This window comes from Saccharopolyspora halophila (genome assembly GCF_039531955.1).
Taxonomy (GTDB): Bacteria; Actinomycetota; Actinomycetes; order Mycobacteriales; family Pseudonocardiaceae; genus Saccharopolyspora; species Saccharopolyspora halophila.
Window position 1 is genome coordinate 1 of sequence record NZ_BAAARA010000023.1, and the last position, 21,285, is coordinate 21,285.

Genomic DNA, 21,285 nt, shown 5'->3' on the forward strand with positions numbered 1-21,285 from the left:
AAGGTCCCGCACGGCAAAATCAATACCGTTGACCTTCTGCAGCTCTACGCTCATGACTTCCTTTCTCTTTTAACCAAATTTCAGCTGTTTGGACCAGCGGAATCAGGTGTTGAAGTACTTCGCTTCCGGGTGGTGGGCGACGATCGCGTCGGTCGACTGCTCCGGGTGGAGCTGGAACTCCTCGGAGAGCTCGACACCGATGCGGTGGGACTCGAGCAGGTCGACCAGCTTGGCGCGATCCTCGATCTCCGGGCAGGCGCCGTAGCCGAACGAGTAGCGCGCGCCCCGGTAACCGAGCTTGAAGAACTCCTGGACGTCCTCGGGGTCCTCCTGAGCCACGTTGCTGCCGCCCGTCCACAGCAGCTCGCGCCGGACCCGGCGGTGCCAGTACTCGGCCAGCGCCTCGGTGAGCTGCACGCTCAGGCCGTGGATCTCCAGGTAGTCCCGGTAGGAGTTCGCGGCGAACAGCTCGTTGGCGAAGTCGGCGATCGGCTGACCCATCGTGACCAGCTGGATGGGCAGCACGTCGACCTGACCGGTCTGCTCGGCCAGCTCCCGCGAGCGGTAGAAATCGGCCAGGCACAGCCGCCGGTCCCGCTGCTGGCGCGGGAAGTGGAAGCGGTGCCGTTCCTGGGCGTCCGGCTCCTCCTTGTCGAGCACGATGAGGTCGTTGCCCTCGGAGACGCACGGGAAGTAGCCGTAGACCACCGCCGCGTGCTGCAGGATGCCCTTGGTTTGCAGCTCGTCCATCCAGGCGCGCAGCCGCGGCCGCCCCTCGGTCTCCACGAGCTCCTCGTAGGACGGTCCCTCGCCCTTCTTGGTGCCGCGCAGGCCCCACTGGCCGAAGAACGTGGCCCGCTCGTCGAGCATCGACAGGTAGTCGGCGACCGGGACGCCCTTGACCACCTTGGTGCCCCAGAACGGAGGCGTGGGCACACCCGGGTCCTGGTCGACGTCCGACCTGGTGGTGTCGTCGAGGCTCGGCAGCTCGCCCTGCTTGGCCTTGCGCTCCTCAGCGATCCGCTGGGACCGCTCGTGGCGTGCCTTGCGCTCGGCCTTCTTCTGCTTCTCCGCCTCGTCCTGCTCGGGGTTGTCGCCCCGCTTGGCGGACATGATGCGGTCCATGAGGGTCAGGCCCTCGAACGCGTCCTTGGCGTAGCGGACGTCGCCCTCGAAGACCTCGTCGAGCTGGTTCTCCACATAGGTGCGGGTCAGCGCGGCGCCACCCAGCATCACCGGATACTTGTCGGCGATGCCCCGGGAGTTCATCTCCTCGAGGTTGTCCTTCATGATCACCGTCGACTTGACCAGCAGGCCGGACATGCCGATCGCGTCGACCTTGTGCTTCTCGGCCTCTTCGATGATCGTGTTGATCGGCTGCTTGATGCCGATGTTGACGACGTCGTAACCGTTGTTGGACACGATGATGTCGACCAGGTTCTTGCCGATGTCGTGAACATCGCCCTTGACCGTGGCCAGCAGCAGCTTGCCCTTGCCGCCGGAGTCGTCCTTCTCCATGTGCGGCTCGAGGTGGGCCACCGCGGTCTTCATGACCTCGGCGGACTGCAGCACGAACGGCAGCTGCATCTGTCCCGAACCGAACAGGTCACCGACGACCTTCATGCCGCCGAGCAGATCCTCGTTGACGATCTGCAGCGGTGCCTTCTCCTGCATCGCCTCGTCGAGATCGGCGTTGAGACCGTTCATCTCACCGTCGATGATGCGCTGCTTCAGGCGCTCGAACAGCGGCATCGCGGCCAGTTCCTCGGCCTTGGAAGCACCGGTGGACGCTGCCGTCTTGCCCTCGAACAGCTCCATCAGCTTCTGCAGCGGGTCGTAGAACGACTCCTCCTCGCTGCCCGCACGACGGCGATCGTAGACGAGGTCGAGGGCGACCTCGCGCGCCTCGTCATCGATCTTGTTCATCGGCAGGATCTTCGAGGCGTGCACGATCGCGCTGTCCAGGCCGGCTTCCCGGCACTCGTTGAGGAACACCGAGTTGAGCACCTGGCGGGCCGCCGGATTGAGCCCGAACGACACGTTCGACAGGCCCAGAGTCGTCTGCACCCGCGGGTGGCGCTTCTTGAGCTCGCGGATGGCGTTGATCGTCTCGATGCCGTCCTTGCGGACTTCTTCCTGACCGGTGGTGATCGGGAAGACCAGGGTGTCGATGATGATCGCCGACTCGTCCAGGCCCCAGTTCTGCGTGAGGTCCTCGATCAGCCGCTCGGCCACGCGCAGCTTCCACTCCGCGGTCCGGGCCTGGCCTTCCTCGTCGATGCAGGTGCACACCACGGCCGCACCGTGCTCGACAGCCATCTTCATGACCCGGTCGTAGCGACCGCCGGGCTCGGTGCCGTCCTCGTAGTTGATCGAGTTGATCGCGCACCGACCACCGAGGTGCTCCAGCCCGACCTCGATCACATCGGCCTCGGTGGAGTCCACCATGATCGGCAGCGTCGACGAGGTCGCCAGGCGGGACGCCAGCTCCCTCATGTCCTGCGTGCCGTCGCGGCCGACGTAGTCCACGCACAGGTCGAGCATGTGCGCGCCCTCGCGGGTCTGCCCCTTGGCGATCTCGATGCAGTCGTCGTAGCGCTCCTCGATCATCGCCTCGCGGAACGCCTTTGACCCGTTGGCGTTGGTCCGCTCGCCGACGTTGAGGATCGAGGCGTCCTGCTCGAACGGGATCGCCTGGTACATCGACGAAATCGACGGGATGATCTCCGGAGTGCGCACCGTGGGGGTGAGCGACTCGACGGCCGCCGCCACCTGGCGCACGTGCTCGTTGGTCACACCGCAGCAACCGCCGACGAGGCGGCAACCGTAGTTGTTGGCGAAGTCGACCAGGGCCTCGGCCAGCTCGTTCGGCTGCAACGGGTAGACCGCACCGTTGTCACCGAGCTCGGGCAGACCCGCGTTGGGCATGACCGAGATCGGCACGGTCGCGTGCTCGGCCAGCACCCGCAGGTGCTCGCTCATCTCCGCCGGACCGGTCGCGCAGTTCATGCCGATCATGTCGATGCCCAACGGCTCGAGCGCCGTCAGCGCGGCACCGATCTCGGAGCCGACCAGCATGGTGCCGGTCTGCTCCACGGTGACGTGGGCGATGATCGGCACCCACTTGCCCTGCGCCTCCATGGCCCGCTTGGCGGCCACGATCGCGGACTTGGTCTGCAGCAGGTCCTGCGAGGTCTCCACCAGCACGACGTCGACGCCACCGTCGAGCATTCCCAGCACCTGCTCGTAGTACGCGTCCCTCAGCTGCGCGTACGGTGCGTGTCCCAGCGTCGGCAGCCGGGTGCCCGGTCCCATGGAGCCGAGCACGAAGCGGGGCTTGTCCGGCGTGGAGTACTCGGCGCAGCACTCCTTGGCCAGCGCCACGCCCTTCTCGGAGAGTTCGCGGATGCGCTCTTCGATCCCGTACTCACCGAGATTGGGCAGGTTGCAGCCGAAGGTGTTCGACTCGATGGCGTCCGAGCCGCTCGCCAGGAACCCGTTGTAGATCGAGCGCACCACGTCGGGCCGCGTCTCGTTGAGGATCTCGTTGCAACCCTCGAGGTTCTGGAAATCCGCTTCCAGATCGAGCTCGTACTCCTGCAGCGCCGTGCCCATGCCGCCATCCCCGACAAGGACGCGCTCATCTAGGGCTTTGAGAAAACCGCTGGGATCATTGTGCCGGTCTGACATACCGCTACTCCCCGTCCGTCAGCGCAGAATCGGCTTGACCTCGGCGACCGCTTCTTCGCCGTAGGCCTCTGCGATGCGAGCCAGGAAGGATTCCCGCTCGAAGTCGTATTCCTGGGGCCCGTCGGTCTCCAGCGACACCGTGGCCAGCGTGCAGCCGAGCTGCAGCGAGCGCTCGATGCCGAGACCGTGGGACTGACCGGCCAGGAAGCCGGCGCGCAGCGCGTCACCGACGCCCGTCGGGTCACCCTTCTGCTTTTCCTTCGGCGGCTCGACCACGAAGGTCTTCTCGCCCTTGGCCTCGACCTGCACGCCCTTCGGGCCGAGCGAGGTGACCCACTTGCCGACGCGGTCGAGGACCTCGTCCTTGGTCCAGCCGGTGGACTGCAGCAGCAGACCGCTCTCGTACTCGTTGGTGAACAGGTACTCGGCGCCCTCCACCAGCTTACGGATGTCGTCGCCTTCCATCCGGGCCAGCTGCTGACCGGGGTCGGCGAGGAACTTGTAGCCGCGGTCCCGGCACTCCTGGGTGTGCCGGAGCATGCCGTCCGGGTCGTTGGCCGAGATGACCACGATGTCGAGACCGCCGAGCTTGTCGGCGATGGGCTTGAGCTCGATCTCGCGGGCCTCGGACATGGCGCCCGGGTAGAACGAGGCGATCTGGTTGTGGTCGGTGTCGGTGGTGCACAGGAACCGAGCGGTGTGCTTGGTCTCGGACACGTAGACCGACTTGGTGTCGACACCGTGGCGGGAGAGCCACGCGGCGTACTCGTCGAAGTCCTTGCCGACGGCGCCGACCAGCGTCGAGGTCACTCCGAGCTTGCCCAGCCCGAAGGTGATGTTGGCGGCGATCCCGCCGCGACGGACGTCGAGCTCGTCGACCAGGAACGACAGGGAGACCTGGTCGAGCCGGTCGGCGACGAGCTGGTCGCTGATCCTACCGGGGTAGGACATCAGATGGTCGGTGGCGATCGAACCGGTCACCGCAATCCGCACTGAAATTACTCCTTCACCAGGGCAGGCTGCGGGACACGAGCGCGTCGCGCCCCGCAGCCTGCGTCTGCTCGGTCGGTCTTGATCAGAGTCCGGCCGCGGCCTTCAGGGCCTCGGCGCGGTCCGTGCGCTCCCACGGCAGATCGACGTCGTTGCGCCCGAAGTGACCGTATCCAGCGGTCGCGGCGTACAACGGCCGAAGGAGGTCGAGGTCACGCACGATCGCGCCCGGGCGCAGGTCGAAGACCTCGTTGACCGCGGACTGGATCTTGGCCGGGTCGACGTTCTCGGTTCCGAAGGTCTCCACGAACAGGCCGACCGGGGCGGCCTTGCCGATCGCGTAGGCGACCTGGACCTCGCAGCGGTCGGCCAGACCGGCGGCGACGGCGTTCTTGGCGACCCAGCGCATCGCGTACGCGGCCGAGCGGTCCACCTTCGACGGGTCCTTGCCGGAGAAGGCACCGCCACCGTGGCGGGCCATGCCGCCGTAGGTGTCGACGATGATCTTCCGGCCGGTCAGACCGGCGTCACCCATGGGGCCGCCGACGACGAAGCGACCGGTCGGGTTGATCAGCACGCGGGCGTCGTCCGCGTCGATGCCCGCACGCTCGATCTCCGGCGTGATGACGTGCTTCTGGATGTCGCCCATCAGCTGACCCTCGAGGTCGATGTCCTCGGCGTGCTGAGTGGACAGGACGACCGTGTCCAGAGCCACGGCCTTGTCACCGACGTACTCCGCGGTGATCTGCGTCTTGCCGTCGGCGCGCAGGTACGGCAGCGTGCCGTCCTTGCGCACGTTGGTCAGACGACGCGACATGCGGTGCGCCAGCGTGATGGGCAGCGGCGCGAGCTCGTCGGTGTCGTTGCAGGCGTAGCCGAACATCAGGCCCTGGTCGCCCGCGCCCTGCTTGGCGATCTCGTCCTCGCTGCCCTCGACGCGCTTCTCGTGCGCCTCGTCGACACCCTGGGCGATGTCCGGGGACTGCTTGCCGATGGAGACGCTGATACCGCAGGAAGCGCCGTCGAAGCCCTTCTCCGAGGAGTCGTAGCCGATCTCCAGGATGGTGTCCCGAACCAGGCTCGGGACGTCAATGTTGGCCTTCGTGGTGACCTCGCCGGCGACGTGCACCTGGCCGGTCGTGATCATGGTTTCCACCGCCACGCGGGACTTCGGGTCCTGGGCCAGCATGGCGTCCAGGATCGAGTCGCTGATCGCGTCGCACATCTTGTCGGGGTGGCCCTCGGTCACCGACTCACTGGTGAACAACCGGCGGTTGATCTCACTCACGACTGCTCCTCACCTCACTGCTGATGGGGTGTTGATCCTTGCGTACTTGGTAACTGCGGGTTGTTCTCGGGGTCAGGCCCGGGCGTGGATGATGCCCCAGGCGAGGTTGCCCGCCTTGCCTCCGCTGACCCAGTTGCGCAGACCGGCCTTCATCTTGGTCCGGTACTCGTCACTGATCTTGTTGGCCAGCTCGCCCTCGTGGGCTTCCAGCTCCTGCAGCACCCGGCCGTAGTGCATGGACAGGTACTCGGTCAGGTCCTCGAACTCGAAGTTCTGCAGGCCCAGACGGGCGAGTTCGCGGCGGTAGAAGCCGGGCGACCCCATGCTGTCCAGGTTGAGCCGGTCCAGGATCGGGCCGAGGTCGTCCTTCTTGGCGCTGTCCGCGGCCATCGGGTCGGTGAACAGGAAGGACCCGTTGGCGTTGAGCACGCGGGTGACCTCTTCGAGGACGCGCGGCCGGTCACCGGAGTGCAGGATCGCGTCCTGCGACCACACGATGTCGAACGCGTTGTCCTGGAACGGGATGTCCTCGAAGGACCCGTCCTTGACCTCGATCAGGTGGTCCAGGCCCTCGGCCCGGTTGAACTCGACGTTGCGCCGGTTCTCCACCTCGGAGAGGTTCAGGCACGCGACCTTGCAGCCGTAGGTCTTGGCCAGGTAGCGGGCCGCACCGCCGTAGCCGGCACCGATGTCGAGGATCCGGGTCTCCGGGGTGATCTCCAGCTTGGAGGCCATCCGCTCGACGGTCCGGCGCGAAGCGGTGTCGATGTCCTGGTCCGGGGTCTCGTACAGGCCGACGTGGATGTCGTTGCCGCCCCAGACGTGGTAGTAGAAGTTGTCCGCGTCCTCGGAGTTGTAGTAGTCGCGGGCGGTGTGCACCGCGCTCGAGTACGTGTCGGCCAGGTCGTCTTCCTCGACGTACTTCTTCTCCGCCACGTGGATGTAGAAGTCCGGCTCACCGTCCTTGTAGGTGGCCTGGAAGTCGCCGTAGGTGTCGATGCTCTGGAAGCCGACCTCACGCAGCAGGCGCCGCGTGTAGTTCTTCCGCAACGGGTACATGTTGAGGAAGAATTCCTGCTTGTCCGGGAACGTGTACTTGAATCGGGCCAGGCCCTCGTCCACGTAATCCGGCTCCGCGGAAACGTCCTCACCAGCGTAGTAATACGTGTGCTTCGAGGAGAAGCCTTCGTCCAGAATGGAATCGTAATTCCGCTGGTCGATGATCAAAACGCCGTCGTGCTTGAGCATGGCGTAGAACTCGGCGAGGGTTTTCCGGCGGTCGCGCTCGGAGAACAGGTGCGTGAACGAGTTCCCCAGGCAGATGATCGCGTCGTATTCACCGTGGACGTCACGATTCAGCCAGCGCCAGTCGGCGTGCACGACGCGCAGGATGTGCCCGCCGTACTCGAGGCCGTTCTCGAAGGCCTTGGCCAGCATCTGCGGGCTGCCGTCCGCGGAGACCGTCTCGAAGCCCTCCTCGAGCAACCGCACCGAGTGAAACCCGGTACCGGTGGCCACGTCCAGCACGGACTTGACACCCCGAGCCTTCAGCTGATCGACGAAGAACGAGCCCTCGGACTCGTACCGCTTCTTCCAGTCGATCAGGTCGTCCCACTGCTCCACGAATCCACCGACGTACTCGTGGGTGTAGTGGTCGGACTCGCGCACCTCCAACGGATTTTCGCCGAAGACCTGCTCCTCCCGGGCCACGAGATCAGCTGTATCAGCTGAACCCGCGCTCTCACCAGAAGCCAGGTCGTCCACGCTCTTGGCCATTTTCACTCCCACCACTCACGTTGGTCATGCGCCACCCACAAACTTCAGGCATGCGCAAATCCGTGCCCCGAGCATGTGACTCGCGGCCGTGCGGGTCGCCACTGCGAAAAAAGGCAACACCTCCGACCGGCGTGGGCAGCCGAGAAACGCTCAAGGCCGCGGCACCACGCCGATCACACACGGCTGGCTTCCTTGCCAACCGGCGTGACGCATTTCCGTGCGTCGCTTAACCAACCTAGGCGAAAGAGATCGGGAATCAAGCGTACAAACGTGTGACACTAATCACCGCAATGCGATGATTGCGTGATTCGCATTGTTACCCAGGGTGAAAAAATGCGCGACTACCTGGGATTATTCCACTAATTTACAGACCGCATAACGATCACATGAGTGCACTAAGTCACCGGCGCGTGTATACTGACGCGCGCGCCTATAGCATATAAATGAGAATTGCACAACAGTGAGAACCGATAAATTTTGATCGGTTTGCCGATGTGGCGGTTGACTTTTTATCCCGCACAACCGTTGCATCGAAGAGCGGATGTCGGATGTTACGGTCTCCACCCCCGCGGCGCCATACCCATTTCTGAGAAACCAGTCAATCAGGGGTGTCACTGGCCCGAAGCCAGACCGATTCAGCAGCCGCGATCACTGCGATGACCTGCGAATACAACCTCCATCGCGGCGCCCCATCACCGGAGTTTCCGGTCGATGTTCGACTGGGTGGAAGTCCAGATGGCGGGACGCCCGCCGCTCGCGTCAACACCTTCTCGCGGATCGCGAGACGCCTTCCCGCGCGACTCGGCACCGGAGACATATCCCTCCGCTTTCTGCGGCGAATGCCTTCCGATCTCGAATGATCTCTCCCGCGGATGGCGCGGCGATGATCACCACATCGTCCTTGACGCCACGTTCCGCACCGCGTTCCGCGCCACGTTCCGCGCTGCGGTTCGCGCCGCCGAGCGGAGACCGCGGCGGGATGCGAGCGTGCGACGCGAAGCCGGCGGACCGCTCCTCCCCCGCGCGCCGGCACGGACGGGCCGCCCCACCGGGTTCGTCGGGCGCGGGGCGTTGCTCCGTTTCGCGGACCCTGCTTCACCAGCGTTGACCTCCCGTGCGGTGTTGGTCACTCTTGTTGATTACTGGTGATTTTTTTCGGATTCACCAGCGTGCAGGAGGACAAGGATGGACTTGCCCGGAACACTCGCCACCGCACTCACCACCGCGTTGTTCGTCACCGCGGCAGGACCGCCCGCGGCCGCCGCGCCCACCGAGCGATGGCAGGCCGAGCAGCCGCCGCTGACGACGCCCTGGACCGAGGAGGTCGGCCCGGACAACGCGCTACCCGAGTACCCGCGACCACAGCTGACCCGCGAGCGCTGGCTCAACCTCAACGGCCTGTGGAACTACGCGGGCAGCTCCGAACCACCGGAGACCACCTCGGAGCAGATCCTGGTGCCCTACCCGCCGGAGAGCGGGCTCTCCGGCGTCCAGCGCCACGACGACCACATGCTCTACGAGCGCACCTTCACGGTCCCACCGGATTGGCAGGGCGAACGGCTGCTGCTGCACTTCGGCGCCGTCGACCAGCGAGCCGAGGTCTCGGTCAACGGACACCGAGTCGCGACGCACGAGGGCGGCTACACGTCCTTCTCCGCCGACATCACCGATGCGCTCGCGCCCGGGGCCCAGCAGCGGATCGCTGTGAAGGTCAGCGACGCCAACGAGAACGCCCCGCACCCGGTCGGCAAGCAGCGCGACGAACCCGGCGGAATCCTCTACACCGGAGCCTCCGGCATCTGGCAGACGGTGTGGGTCGAGCCCGTGTCCGAGGCGCACATCGGCGAGCTCGGCGTCACCCCCGATCTCACCGGCTTCGACATCGGCGCGAAGACCACGGGAGGACGGACTCTCCAGGTCGACGTCCGCGACCACCAGGGCAACGAGGTCGCCTCCGCCGCGGGTGAGACCGGAGCACCGATGCGGGTCGAGGTGCCCGAACCGCATCTGTGGAGCCCCGACGATCCGTACCTCTACGACCTGGAGGTGCGGCTGCTCGACGAGCACGGCTCGGTCGTCGACGAGGTCGGCAGCTACACCGGCCTGCGCACCGTCGAGATGGCCGAGGACGACCAGGGCAGGCCGCGGATGGCGCTCAACGGCGAGATCCTGTTCCAGCACGGTCCGCTCGACCAGGGGTATTGGCCGGACGGCATCTACACCGCGCCGACCGACGAAGCGCTGCGCTACGACCTGGAGGTCACCAAGGAGCTCGGCTTCAACATGGTCCGCAAGCACGTCAAGGTCGAGCCGCAGCGCTGGTACTACCACGCCGACCGGCTCGGCCTGCTGGTCTGGCAGGACATGCCGTCGCTGCCGATCGACCTGAGCGTCCCGCCGGAGGAGACCCCGCGCCCGTCCGCGGAGATGCGGGAGAACTACCGCGACGAGCTGGTCGACATGATGGACCAGCACCACAACTCCCCTTCGGTGGTCACGTGGGTTCCGTTCAACGAGGGTTGGGGCGAGTTCGACACCGCCGGAATCGCCGATCTGGTGCGGCGGACCGATCCGACCCGGCTGATCGACATCTCGAGCGGGGTGAACTGCTGCTACTCGCTGCCCGACAGCGGTGCGGGCGACATGTACGACGACCACACCTACGTCGGTCCCGGCGCGCCGACGATCAGCGATGACCGGGCGATCGTCGACGGGGAGTACGGCGGACTGGGGCTGGCCGAGGAAGGCCACCTCTGGCCCGGCGATCCCACCGCCTACGAGATGACCGGCAGCCGCGCGCAACTCACCGAGCGCTACGGGGAGGTGAGCGCCGAGCTGGCCCGGATCACCCGGGAGAACGGCCTCTCCGCCGCCATCTACACCCAGACCACCGACGTGGAGAACGAGGTCAACGGTCTGCTCACCTACGACCGGCGGATCCTCAAGCCCGACGCGGCCGAGGTCCGGGCCCACAACCTCGCCGCGATCGATGCCGGCACCCCTGGAGGGAACCGATGAACCCGAAGCTGAGCAGACGCACCGCGCTGCTGTCGGCTGCGGGCGCCACCGCAGCGGTCACCACCGCGGGCCGGGCGGACGGCTCTACGAGATCGGCACCGGGCGGCACAGAGCGGTGATCGCCGGCGTCGCGGCGACGCTGCTGTCCTGGACGGTCGACGGCGCCGAGATGCTGTTGACCCACTCGCCCGACGAGGTCGGGCGAGGGCTACCGCGGAAAGACCATCCTCCCGTGGCCCAACCGGATCGACCGCGGCGCGTACACCTTCGGCGGCAGGCAGCTGCGAGTACCGATCAACGAACCGGAGAACGACGCGGCGCTGCACGGGTTGATGAGCTTCGTGGAATGGCAACCGGTGCGGTGGAGCCGCGACGCCGTGGTGCTGTCCTACGCGCTCCCGCCGACCTACGGCTACCCGTTCCAGCTGTCCTTCGAGATCGAGTTCGCGATCGACAAGAGCGGCGTGCGCAGCACGCTGACCGCCACCAACATCGGGGAGTCCGCGGCGCCGTTCGGCACCGCCAACCACACCTACCTGGCGGCGGGGCCAGGCGGGAAGATCGACGACATCGTGCTGACCGTCCCGGCGGACACCCGCTACGTCGTCGACGACCGGCTCATCCCGACCGGGACCGCCCCGGTGGAGGGCACCGAGTACGACTTCCGCAGCCCGCGCCGGCTCGGCGGCACCCGGATGGACACCGCGTTCACGGGCCTCGCGCGCACCGGTGGCGCGGCGGTGGTCCGGTTCGATCGGCCGGACGTCGGCGTCGAGCTGTGGGTCGACGACAGGCACGACTACCTGCAGTGCTACACCGACGACTCGCCCGAGGGCGACCGCCCGGGCAGGCAGGGCATCGCGGTCGAGCCGATGACCTGCGCGCCCAACGCGTTCGTCACCGGGGACGGCACGATCGCGCTGCGCCCGGGCGAGAGCCACACCGGCTCCTTCGGCTGGCGGATCGCCGGGTAGGCGGAACGCGGCGGGGCGGTGGAACTTCCGCGTTCCGCCGCCCCGCCGCGTTCGCCCGGCGGGTGGAGTCGCGCGGACCGCGACGGCAGTAAGGTGCGCTCCGTGGCCGAGTACATCCAAATCCCCACACCAGCCGGGAACTTCGACGCGCTGACCGCGGGCCCGACCGACGGTCGTCCGGTGTTGCTGCTGCACGGCTTCCCGGAGGCCGGGGCCGAGTGGAGCGAGCAGCTCTCGGTGCTCGGCGGTGCCGAGTGCTTCGCGGTCGCGCCCGACCAGCGCGGGTACTCCCCCGGCGTGCGCCCGCAGAACGTCGCCGACTACAAGATGAACGAACTCGTCGGGGACGTGCTGGCCATCGCCGCGCACTTCGGCTGGCAGCGCTTCGACCTGGTCGGGCACGACTGGGGCGCCGCGGTGGCCTGGGCGACCGCGGCCGCGCATCCGGACCGCGTCCGCACCCTCACAGCGGTCTCGATCCCGCACACGGACGCCTTCGCCGAGGCCATCCGCGAGGACGAGGACCAGCAGCAGCGTTCCGCCTACATGCAGGCCCTGCGCGCGTCGACCGCGGAGAAGACGCTGCTGGAGGAGAACGCGAAGAAGCTCCGCCGCATCTACTACCCCGGTGGCGTTCCGGACCACCACGTCGACGACTACGTCCAGCGCCTCACCGAGCCCGGCGCCCTCACCGGCGCGCTGAACTGGTACCGCGCCATGAAGTACAACCCGCGGATCGGGCCGGTCGAGGTTCCCACCCTCTACGTGTGGAGCACCGAGGACGTGGCGGTCGGCTCGACGGCGGCCATGGCCACCGAGCAGCACGTCACGGGCCCCTACACCTTCGAGATGCTCGAGGACGTGACCCACTGGATCCCGGAGGAGGCCCCCGACTCGCTGAGCCGGTTCCTCCTGCAGCACCTGCTCGCCCATCAGGACTGACGCCGCGCGCCTCCCGCTTGCCGATGGTTGTTCGGGCGGTGAGCATGAGGCTTGATCCGCTCGGAGGGAGCTACCTGGTGAAGGGTTCCGAAAGCCTGCTCACGACCGCCGCGACCGCCGGAGTCGAGGTGTGCTTCGCCAATCCCGGTACCACTGAGATCGATCTGGTCGAGGCGTTCGACGAGGTGGAGGCGCCGCGGTCGGTCCTGGCCCTGTCCGAAGGCGTGGTGACCGGCGCGGCCGACGGGTACGGCCGGATGAGCGATTCCCCCGCGATGACGCTGATGCACCTCGGTCCCGGACTGGCCAACGGGATCGCCAACCTGCACAACGCGCGCAGGGCCCGCACTCCGATCGTCAACGTCGTGGGCGAGCACGCGTCCTGGCACCAGCCCGCGGACGCTCCGCTGGGCAGCGACATCGAATCGCTGGCGTGGCCGGTGTCCGGACAGGTCAGCCGGACCACTTCCGCGGAAGCCGCTTCCGCGGAGTTCGCCGCGGCCTACGCGGCCGCGCTGGAACGGCGGATGCCCTCCACGCTGATCGCGGCGGCCGACCACATGTGGAACCAGGGCGGCATGCCCGCACCCGCTCCGGCCATCGCCGCCCGGCAGGCCGTCGACGACCAGCGGATCGCCGACGTGGCCAAGGTGGTCTCGGCGGGTCGCAGGCCGGCGTTCCTGCTCGGCGGGCACGCGCTGGAGGCCGAGGGCGTGCGCACCGCCGCGCGGATCGCGGCCAACGCCGGTGGCGAGCTGCTGTGCGAGCGCGGTTTCGCCCGGTTGGAACGCGGCCCGGACATCCCGCCCATCCGCTCGCTGCCCTACTTCCCGGAGGACGTGTTCGCCCTCCTCGAGGACTTCTCCGATCTCGTGCTGATCGGGGCGGGCAAGCCCGTGGCGTTCTTCGGCTACAAGGGCATGCCCAGCCACCCGCTACCGGAGGTCCTGCGGGTGCACCCGCTGGCCGATCCGGACCAGGACGCGCTGGGCGCGCTGCGAGCGCTGGCGACGGCCACCGACAGCGCGGCCGTCGAACCGCTGTGGACGCCCCGGCCCGAGATCGGCGATCCGAGCGGGAAGCTGGACGCGGCCGCCGTTGCGGCGGCGATCGTGCGCACTCAGCCGGAGAACTCGATCGTGGTCAACGAAGGCGTGTCCTCCTCGGCCGCCTACCCGGAGATCGCCGCCGCCGCCCCGGCGCACACCGAGCTCTCGCAGACCGGGGGCGCGATCGGGATGGGCATGCCGGTCGCCACCGGTGCCGCCATCGCCTGCCCGCGACGACCGGTCATCAACCTGCAGGCCGACGGCAGCGCCGCCTACACGGTCCAGGCGCTGTGGACGCAGGCCAGGGAAGGTCTCGACGTCACGACCGTGATCTGCTCCAACTCCCGCTACCGCATCCTCGAGGCGGAACTGCAGCGATCGGGGGTCGACGCTCCCGGCGCGGCCGCAGCGGGCATGACCGATCTCGGTGACCCGGCCGTGGACTGGCAGGCCGTCGCCAGGGGATTCGGCGTTCCGGCGCTGCGGGCGACCACGGCGGAAGAGCTCGTCGACGCCCTTCGCCGGGCGCACTCGGAGCCGGGCCCGACCCTCGTCGAAGCGGTGCTGTAGGGCTGTTCGCCGGTGCGAAGAGGGGCCCCGCGGCGGGGCCCCTCTTCGCACCGCGGTCTAGATCGTCCAGGTGTCGTTGCCGGTCAGCAGCTTCTGCAGGTCCGCGGGCTTGGACTCGGCCGCCTCGGCGACCTGGGCCCTGGCCTGGTCGTCGTAGGTGGGGCGAGAAGTGCTGCGGAAGACACCGGTGACCGCGGGATCGAGGTCCTGACCGCCCAGCCGCGACAGCGCGAAGGCGTACGAGGGGTCCTCGCGCGTCGCGTCGTGCACGACCACATCGGACTCGTCCACTTCGGACAGCTTGGCGACCTGCAGGCCGTCCGGACCCCGCACCACGCCGTAGCGCTCGTCCTCCGGGCCGAAGGTGACCGGCTCGCCCTGCTTGAGCGTGACGATGCGGCGCTGCTTCTCCTCGTTGTCCTTGAGGACGTCGAAGGCGCCGTCGTTGAAGATCGGGCAGTTCTGGTAGATCTCCACCAGCGCGCTGCCCCGGTGCTCGGCGGCGGCCTTGAGCGTTTCGGTCACGCCCGCGCGATCGGAATCGATCACCCGCGCCACGAAGGACGCCTCCGCGCCGAGGGCGAGCGAGACCGGGTTGAACGGGTGGTCCAGCGACCCGGCCGGAGTGGACTTGGTGACCTTGCCGAGTTCGCTGGTCGGCGAGTACTGACCCTTGGTGAGTCCGTAGATCCGGTTGTTGAACAGCAGGATCTTCAGGTTCACGTTGCGGCGCAGCGCGTGGATCAGGTGGTTGCCGCCGATGGACAGCGCGTCGCCGTCACCGGTGACCACCCAGACCGACAAGTCCGGGCGCGTGGTGGCCAGGCCCGTCGCGATGGCCGGGGCGCGCCCGTGGATGGAGTGCATCCCGTAGGTGTTCATGTAGTACGGGAAGCGCGACGAGCAGCCGATGCCCGAGACGAACACCATGTTCTCGCGCTTGAGGCCCAGCGAAGGCAGGAAGCTCTGCACCGCGTTGAGCACGACGTAGTCGCCGCAGCCCGGGCACCAGCGGACCTCCTGGTCGGACTTGAAGTCCTTGGCCTTCTGCGGCTCTTCGGCGGCGGGCACACCGGCCAACCCGCCGAGGCTCGGCATTCCCAGCTCGGTGGCGGTCACGCGGACACCCCCTGCATGAGGTCGATCAGCACGTTCTGGAGTTCTTCGGCCTGGAACGGCAGTCCCGCCACCTTGGTGTAGGACTGCACGTCGACCAGGTAGCGGGCGCGCAGCAGCGTCGCCAGCTGCCCCATGTTCATCTCCGGCACGATGACCTGGTCGTAGCTGCGCAGGACCTCGCCGAGGTTGCCGGGCATCGGGTTGAGATGACGCAGGTGCGCCTGGGCCACCTGCTCGCCCTGCGCGCGCACCCGGCGGCAGGCCGCACCGATCGGGCCGAAGGACGAACCCCAGCCCAGCACCAGCACCCGAGCCGCACCGCCGGGGTCGTCGACGGTGATGTCCGGGACGTCGATGCCGTCGATCTTGCGCTGCCGGATCCGGACCATCTGGTCGTGGTTGTCCGGGTCGTAGGAGATGTTCCCCTTGCCATCGGCCTTCTCCAGGCCGCCGACCCGGTGCTCCAGCCCGGGCGTTCCGGGCACCGCCCATTCGCGGGCCAGCGTCTCCGGGTCGCGCACGTAGGGCCAGAACTCACCGGAGCCGTCGGAGGCGTTGGCCTCGGTGGCGAACTCGACGGTCAGATCCGGCAGCGCGTCGGCGTCCGGGATCATCCACGGCTCGGACCCGTTGGCGACCGCGCCGTCGGACAGCAGCAGAACCGGCGTGCGGTAGGTCAGCGAGATGCGGGCCGCGTCCAGCGCGATCTCGAAGCAGTCCGCGGGCGAGCAGGGCGCCAGCACCGGAACCGGCGACTCGCCGTTGCGGCCGTAGAGCGCCTGCAGCAGGTCGGCCTGCTCGGTCTTGGTCGGCAGGCCGGTGGACGGACCGCCGCGCTGGATGTCGCAGACCAGCAGCGGCAGTTCGAGGGCCACGCCCAGACCGATGGTCTCGGACTTCAGCGCCAGGCCCGGACCCGAGGTCGTGGTCACGCCGAGCGAACCGCCGAAGGAGGCGCCCAGCGCCGCGCCGACACCGGCGATCTCGTCCTCGGCCTGGAAGGTCGTGACTCCGAAGTTCTTGTGCTTGGCCAGCTCGTGCAGCACGTCCGAGGCCGGCGTGATCGGGTAGGTGCCCAGGAACACGGGCAGACCGCTGCGCCGGCCCGCGGCCACGATGCCGTAGGCCAGGGCGGTGTTGCCGGTGATCTGCCGGTAGGTGCCCTCGGGCAGCTTCGCCGGGGCGACCTCGTAGGTGACCGCGAAGGACTCGGTGGTCTCGCCGTAGTTCCAGCCGGCGCGGAACGCGAGGAGGTTTGCCTCGGCGATCTCGGGCTTCTTGGCGAACTTCTCGCGCAGGAACTCCTCGGTGCTCTCGGTCGGCCGGTGGTACATCCACGACAGCAGGCCGAGGGCGAACATGTTCTTGCACCGCTCGGCGTCCTTCTTGCCGAGACCGGTCTCCTCCAGCGCGCCCTGCGTGAGGGTGGTCATGGCGACCTCGTGCACCGCGTACCGCTCACCGAGGTCCTGGTCCTCCAGCGGGTTGGTCTCGTAGCCGACCTTGGAGAGGTTCCGCTTGGTGAACTCGTCGGTGTTGACGATCAAGATCCCACCATGCGGGAGATCGCCGATGTTGGCCTTCATCGCGGCCGGGTTCATCGCCACCAGCACGTCCGGCCGGTCGCCGGGAGTGAGGATGTCGTAGTCCGCGAAGTGCAGCTGGAAGCTGGAAACACCCGGTAGCGTGCCTGCGGGAGCCCGGATCTCGGCGGGGAAGTTCGGCAGCGTGGCGAGGTCGTTGCCGAAGGCGGCGGCCTCCGACGTGAACCGGTCACCGGTCAGCTGCATGCCATCACCGGAATCGCCCGCGAAGCGGATCACGACCCGGTTGAGCTTGCGGGTTCCGTTCGTCCGGTGTCCGTTCGTGGTGCCCAATTTGGTCCGTTCCCCTTCACGCGCAGGCAACGTTGGTCCTGTGGCGCACGATACAGGCCGGTGCTGCGCAGCGATCACGAGATCGAACCGGATGATCACTGTGCGCTGATGTCCGTCCGATCCGGTCCGGCCACCGTCCTCACCTGCGGACAGTGCGACCTGTATCGATGGTGCTATCCGCGGCGGGAAGGACGCCATGACCACCGAATCGGCATATTTGTGATCTGACACACCATTTTTCGCTCCCACGATGCGAGAACACGATCGCTGAACTGGCCGATATCCATCGGGTGGCCTGGTCGGATTACATCTGTGCCCGAGCCGTTGACCGCCAGGAGGGACACGACATGCCGCTGCATCCGGATGCCCAAGCGCTGATCTCCCAGGTCCGGGAGCACTTCCCCGACCTGGGAGGTGAGGTCACCGACGCCGCGACCGCCCGCCGGATCATGGCCGAGGGCGCCGCCGCGCGCCCCCAGCAGGAGGTCGCCGACGTCGAGGATCGCGAGATCCCGGGCTCCGCGGGCGTGCGGGTACCGGTGCGGGTGTACTGGCCGTTCGGGCGAGCTGCCGAGCCGCGACCGGTGGTGGTCTACTTCCACGGCGGTGGCTGGGTGCTCGGCGACCTGGACAGCCACGACGGGGTGGCCCGGGCGATGGCCAACGAGGTCGGCGCGATCGTGGTGTCGGTGGACTACCGGCTGGCGCCCGAGCACCGCTACCCCGCCGCCGTGGAGGACGCCTACTCGGCGACGGTGTGGGCCGCTGAGAACGCCGCATCGCTCGGCGGCGACCCGGCGCGCCTGGCGGTGGCCGGCGACAGCGCAGGAGGCAACCTCGCCGCGGTCGCCGCGCTGCTGTGCGTCGAGCGCGGGACGCCCGGCCTGGCTTTCCAGCTGCTGATCTACCCGGTCACCGATCACGACTTCGACACCCGGTCGTACCTGGAGAGCGACGCCGACTGCGTGCTGACCAGGCGGCACATGATGTGGTTCTGGGACCAGTACGCACCCGATCGAGAGCTGCGGGAGCACCCGCACGCCGCACCGCTGCGCGCCGACGACCTCACCGGGCTCCCGCCCGCGCACGTGCTCACGGTCGGGATGGACCCGCTCTGCGACGAGGGCCGCGCCTACGCGGAGCGGCTGCGCGCCTCCGGCGTGCCCACCTCCGCCCAGCACTGCGACGGCCTGTTCCACGGATTCCTGCCCGGTGCCGAGCTGATGCCCGTGGCGTGGGAGGCGGTGACCGAGATGTACGCGGTGCTGCGCGCCGCGCTCGAGTGAGGTGGCAGCGCTCGAGGTGCGCGCCGAGGTGACCGGTGTTGCGCTGGGTACCGCGAAGTCCGATCGGTGGATGGAGTGGTCCGAGTGCCTGACGAGGTGGACGTCGTGGTCATCGGCATGGGGCCGGGCGGGGAGGACGTGGCCTCCCGGCTGGCCACCGCCGGGCTGTCCGTGGTCGGCATCGAGTCCCGGCTGGTCGGCGGCGAGTGCCCCTACTTCGCCTGCATCCCGACCAAGATGATGGTGCGAGCCGCCGATGCGCTCGGCGAGGCGCGGCGCGTTTCGGAGCTGGCGGGATCGGCCGAGGTCGCGCCGGACTGGGGTCCGGTGGCGACGCGCATCCGGGATGAAGCGACCACCGGTTGGGACGACACGATCGCCGCGGAGCGGTTCGAGTCCACCGGTGGCCGGCTGGTGCGCGGGACCGGCCGGATCAGCGCGCCCGGCGAGGTCTCGGTCAACGGACGGACGTTGCGGGCGCGCCGGGCGATCGTGCTCAATCCCGGGACCGAGCCCGCGGTCCCGCCGATCGAGGGTCTCGCGCAGACGCCCTACTGGACCAACCGGGACGCCGTGAGCGTGCAGAAGGCGCCCGGGTCGCTGATCGTGCTCGGCGGCGGGCCGGTGGGCCTGGAGTTCGCGCAGGTCTTCGCCCGGTTCGGCAGTCGGGTGACGGTCGTGGAGGCCCAGCCGCACCTGTTGCCCGCCGCCGAACCGGAGGCCGCGGAGGTCATCACCGAGCGCCTCCAGGCAGAGCGGCTGACCGTCCTGGCCGGGGCGAACGTCGAGCGGGTGTCCCACGACGGCACGTTCCGGGTTTCCGCGGGCGGTACCGAGCTGGCAGCGGACCAGTTGCTGGTGGCCACCGGCCGGCGCACCGATCTGGCGACGCTGGGCGTGGGCGAGATCGGCCTCGACGAGCAAGCGCGGACGATCGAGGTCGATGACCGGATGCGCGCCGCGCGGGGCGTGTGGGCCATCGGCGACGTCACCGGCAAGGGCGCCTTCACGCACAACTCGGTCTACCAGGCGCGCATCGCCGCCGCCGACATCCTCGGCGAACCCGGACCGGTCGCCGACTACCGCGCCATGCCGTCGGTGACCTTCACCGACCCGGAGGTCGCCGCGGTCGGCTACACCGCCGCGCAGGCCGCCGAGGCCGGCTTGCGCACCCGCACCGCGACCACTCGCCTGCAGGACTCGGCACGGGGCTTCATCCACAAGACCGGCAACGAAGGCCTGATCAAGCTGGTCGCCGACGCCGACCACGACGTCCTCGTCGGCGCCACGGTCGTGGGCCCGGGCGCGGGAGAGATCCTGGGCGCGCTCGCCGTGGCGGTGCACGCCGAGGTCCCGGTCGACCTGCTCGGCCAGATGATCTTCGCCTACCCGACCTTCCACCGGGCCATCGAGTCCGCGCTCGCCGAGCTGTGACGCGCCGCACCGGCCTCAGTGCCGGTCCTGGCGGCGGAATCGCTTGTGCCGGTACATGTTCCGGTCCGCCTCGTGCAGCAGGGACTCCTGGGTCGCCGCGGGGTCGGCCGTGGCGGTGTGTCCGACGCTGGCCTGCAGCGCGAAGGGCTCCCCGTCGAGGAAGACCTCCGTGTTGAGGTGCCCCTCGACGCGATCGCACAACGACTGCGCGGCCTCCGCGTCCGCCACCACGCTGACCACCACGAATTCGTCCCCGCCGAGCCGGGCCACGGTGTCACCGGCGCGCACGGCCTTACGCAGCTCGCCCGCGGCGGCGATGAGCAGCTGGTCGCCGGTGGCGTGGCCGTAGCGGTCGTTGGTGGGTTTGAGCTGGTCGAGATCGGCGAGCACCACGGCGAGCGTCCCGTCGCCGCGGGCGATCTGGTACAGCCCCTGCTCCAGGCGGTCGGCCAGCAGCGCGCGGTTGGCCAGCCCGGTCAGCGGGTCGTGCAGCGCCAAGTGGGCCAGATGCGCGTCGACCAGGCGCCGCTCGCCGATGTCCTCGTACTGGCTGACGACGAACGCCGGGCGCCCGTCCGCGCCGGGCACGGCCGTGGCCCGGATCAGGACCCAGATCGGGTGACCCTTCTTGTGCCGGTACCGCTTCTCGATGTTGACGCTGTCCACCAGGCCGGCGATCAGGTCGTCCAGCGCGTTGGTGCCCTGCTCCTCGTCGTCCTCGTAGGTGACGTCGCCGAAGGCCATGCTCAGCAGCTCATCGCGGGAATAGCCGAGCATCTCGCACAGCGTGTCGTTGACAGCGGTCCAGCCGCCCTTGAGGTCGACCAGCGCCATCCCGATGGGCGCGTTGGCGAAGCTGCGCTGCCACAGCAGCTCGGTCTCCCGGCGCTGCGTGATGTCCTGGATCTGGGACAGGTGGAACAGCGGCTCCCCATCGTCACCCCGGATGTAGGTGCGCGCCACGAGTGCCCAGATCACCGCGCCGTCGGAACGGATGTAGCGCTTCTCCAGCGGCTGCGCCGACTCGGTCGGGCCGTCCGGGTCGACATCGTCCGGGTGGGTGATCTCGCGGTAGTCCAATCCGCGGAGCTGATCCTGCCGGTAGCCGAGCATGCGGCACAGCGCGTCGTTGACGTGCAGGTAACGGCCCTGCAAATCGATGATCGCCATGGCCGCCGTCGCCTGGTCGAAGATGTGCTGCCAGGGCACGTCGGCGGCGCTGCTGGGCTCCGAGGTGGACATGAGAACCGAACCATAGCGGGGTTGCCGACG

13 protein-coding genes are annotated in these 21,285 nt (G+C 68.3%); 6 read left to right on the top strand and 7 right to left on the bottom strand.

Annotated features, from left to right (window positions below):
* Window positions 1-102: 102 nt before the first annotated feature.
* The 4 genes from metH to ABD289_RS23090 form a co-directional block, all read right to left on the bottom strand.
* Complete coding sequence (metH, locus tag ABD289_RS23075; protein WP_344136906.1) at window positions 103-3,690, bottom strand: methionine synthase; 3,588 nt, start codon at window positions 3,688-3,690, stop codon at window positions 103-105.
* An 18-nt stretch (window positions 3,691-3,708) separates the two neighbouring features.
* Window positions 3,709-4,683: a carbohydrate kinase family protein gene (locus ABD289_RS23080; protein WP_344136909.1), complete on the bottom strand. Its 975-nt coding sequence runs from the start codon at window positions 4,681-4,683 to the stop codon at window positions 3,709-3,711.
* An 82-nt stretch (window positions 4,684-4,765) separates the two neighbouring features.
* Window positions 4,766-5,905, bottom strand: a complete 1,140-nt coding sequence (gene metK / locus ABD289_RS23085) for a methionine adenosyltransferase (RefSeq protein WP_425564770.1) — start codon at window positions 5,903-5,905, stop codon at window positions 4,766-4,768.
* Window positions 5,906-6,040: 135 nt separating this feature from the next.
* Complete coding sequence (locus ABD289_RS23090) at window positions 6,041-7,744, bottom strand: glycine/sarcosine N-methyltransferase (RefSeq protein ID WP_344136915.1); 1,704 nt, start codon at window positions 7,742-7,744, stop codon at window positions 6,041-6,043.
* 1,185 nt (window positions 7,745-8,929) lie between these two features.
* Here ABD289_RS23090 and ABD289_RS23095 point away from each other — a divergent pair.
* The 4 genes from ABD289_RS23095 to ABD289_RS23110 all read left to right on the top strand — a co-directional run bounded on the left by ABD289_RS23095 (window position 8,930) and on the right by ABD289_RS23110 (window position 14,297).
* The gene (locus ABD289_RS23095; RefSeq protein WP_344136918.1) at window positions 8,930-10,762 is read left to right on the top strand and encodes a glycoside hydrolase family 2 protein; all 1,833 of its coding nucleotides are present in this window, start codon (window positions 8,930-8,932) and stop codon (window positions 10,760-10,762) included.
* Between the two features lie 245 nt (window positions 10,763-11,007).
* Window positions 11,008-11,736, top strand: coding sequence for an aldose epimerase family protein (locus ABD289_RS23100; RefSeq protein ID WP_344137375.1), 729 nt, complete (start codon window positions 11,008-11,010; stop codon window positions 11,734-11,736).
* A gap of 102 nt (window positions 11,737-11,838) precedes the next feature.
* Window positions 11,839-12,678 carry an alpha/beta fold hydrolase gene (locus ABD289_RS23105; protein ID WP_344136921.1) on the top strand — a complete coding sequence of 280 codons (840 nt, stop codon included), beginning with the start codon at window positions 11,839-11,841 and terminating at the stop codon, window positions 12,676-12,678.
* Window positions 12,679-12,755: 77 nt separating this feature from the next.
* Window positions 12,756-14,297, top strand: a complete 1,542-nt coding sequence (locus ABD289_RS23110) for an acetolactate synthase large subunit (protein WP_344136925.1) — start codon at window positions 12,756-12,758, stop codon at window positions 14,295-14,297.
* Between the two features lie 57 nt (window positions 14,298-14,354).
* Here the strand turns inward: ABD289_RS23110 and ABD289_RS23115 are convergent, their stop codons facing one another.
* A complete protein-coding gene (locus ABD289_RS23115) occupies window positions 14,355-15,416 on the bottom strand; it encodes a 2-oxoacid:ferredoxin oxidoreductase subunit beta (RefSeq protein WP_344136927.1) in 1,062 nt (353 codons plus the stop codon).
* On the bottom strand, window positions 15,413-17,293 hold the full coding sequence (locus ABD289_RS23120) for a 2-oxoacid:acceptor oxidoreductase subunit alpha (protein ID WP_344136929.1): 1,881 nt from the start codon (window positions 17,291-17,293) through the stop codon (window positions 15,413-15,415). Before ABD289_RS23120 ends, ABD289_RS23115 begins: the two co-directional genes overlap by 4 nt.
* A gap of 347 nt (window positions 17,294-17,640) precedes the next feature.
* Here ABD289_RS23120 and ABD289_RS23125 point away from each other — a divergent pair, with 347 nt between their 5' ends.
* Both ABD289_RS23125 and ABD289_RS23130 read left to right on the top strand, forming a co-directional pair.
* Window positions 17,641-18,579, top strand: coding sequence for an alpha/beta hydrolase (locus ABD289_RS23125; protein WP_344136932.1), 939 nt, complete (start codon window positions 17,641-17,643; stop codon window positions 18,577-18,579).
* An 84-nt stretch (window positions 18,580-18,663) separates the two neighbouring features.
* A complete protein-coding gene (locus ABD289_RS23130) occupies window positions 18,664-20,013 on the top strand; it encodes a dihydrolipoyl dehydrogenase family protein (protein WP_344136935.1) in 1,350 nt (449 codons plus the stop codon).
* A gap of 15 nt (window positions 20,014-20,028) precedes the next feature.
* On the opposite strand, the gene ABD289_RS23135 is transcribed toward ABD289_RS23130, so the two are convergent.
* On the bottom strand, window positions 20,029-21,255 hold the full coding sequence (locus ABD289_RS23135; RefSeq protein ID WP_344136938.1) for a PAS domain S-box protein: 1,227 nt from the start codon (window positions 21,253-21,255) through the stop codon (window positions 20,029-20,031).
* Between the last annotated feature and the right edge of the window lie 30 nt (window positions 21,256-21,285).

Bases quoted from the DNA above. Each gene is read 5' to 3' on its own strand.
- metH (WP_344136906.1), bottom strand. From the start codon at position 3,690: ATGTCAGACCGGCACAATGATCCCAGCGGTTTTCTCAAAGCCCTAGAT.
- metK (WP_425564770.1), bottom strand. From the start codon at position 5,905: ATGTGCGACGCGATCAGCGACTCGATCCTGGACGCCATGCTGGCCCAG.
- ABD289_RS23090 (WP_344136915.1), bottom strand. From the start codon at position 7,744: ATGGCCAAGAGCGTGGACGACCTGGCTTCTGGTGAGAGCGCGGGTTCA.
- ABD289_RS23095 (WP_344136918.1), top strand. From the start codon at position 8,930: ATGGACTTGCCCGGAACACTCGCCACCGCACTCACCACCGCGTTGTTC.
- ABD289_RS23125 (WP_344136932.1), top strand. From the start codon at position 17,641: ATGCCGCTGCATCCGGATGCCCAAGCGCTGATCTCCCAGGTCCGGGAG.
- ABD289_RS23135 (WP_344136938.1), bottom strand. From the start codon at position 21,255: ATGTCCACCTCGGAGCCCAGCAGCGCCGCCGACGTGCCCTGGCAGCAC.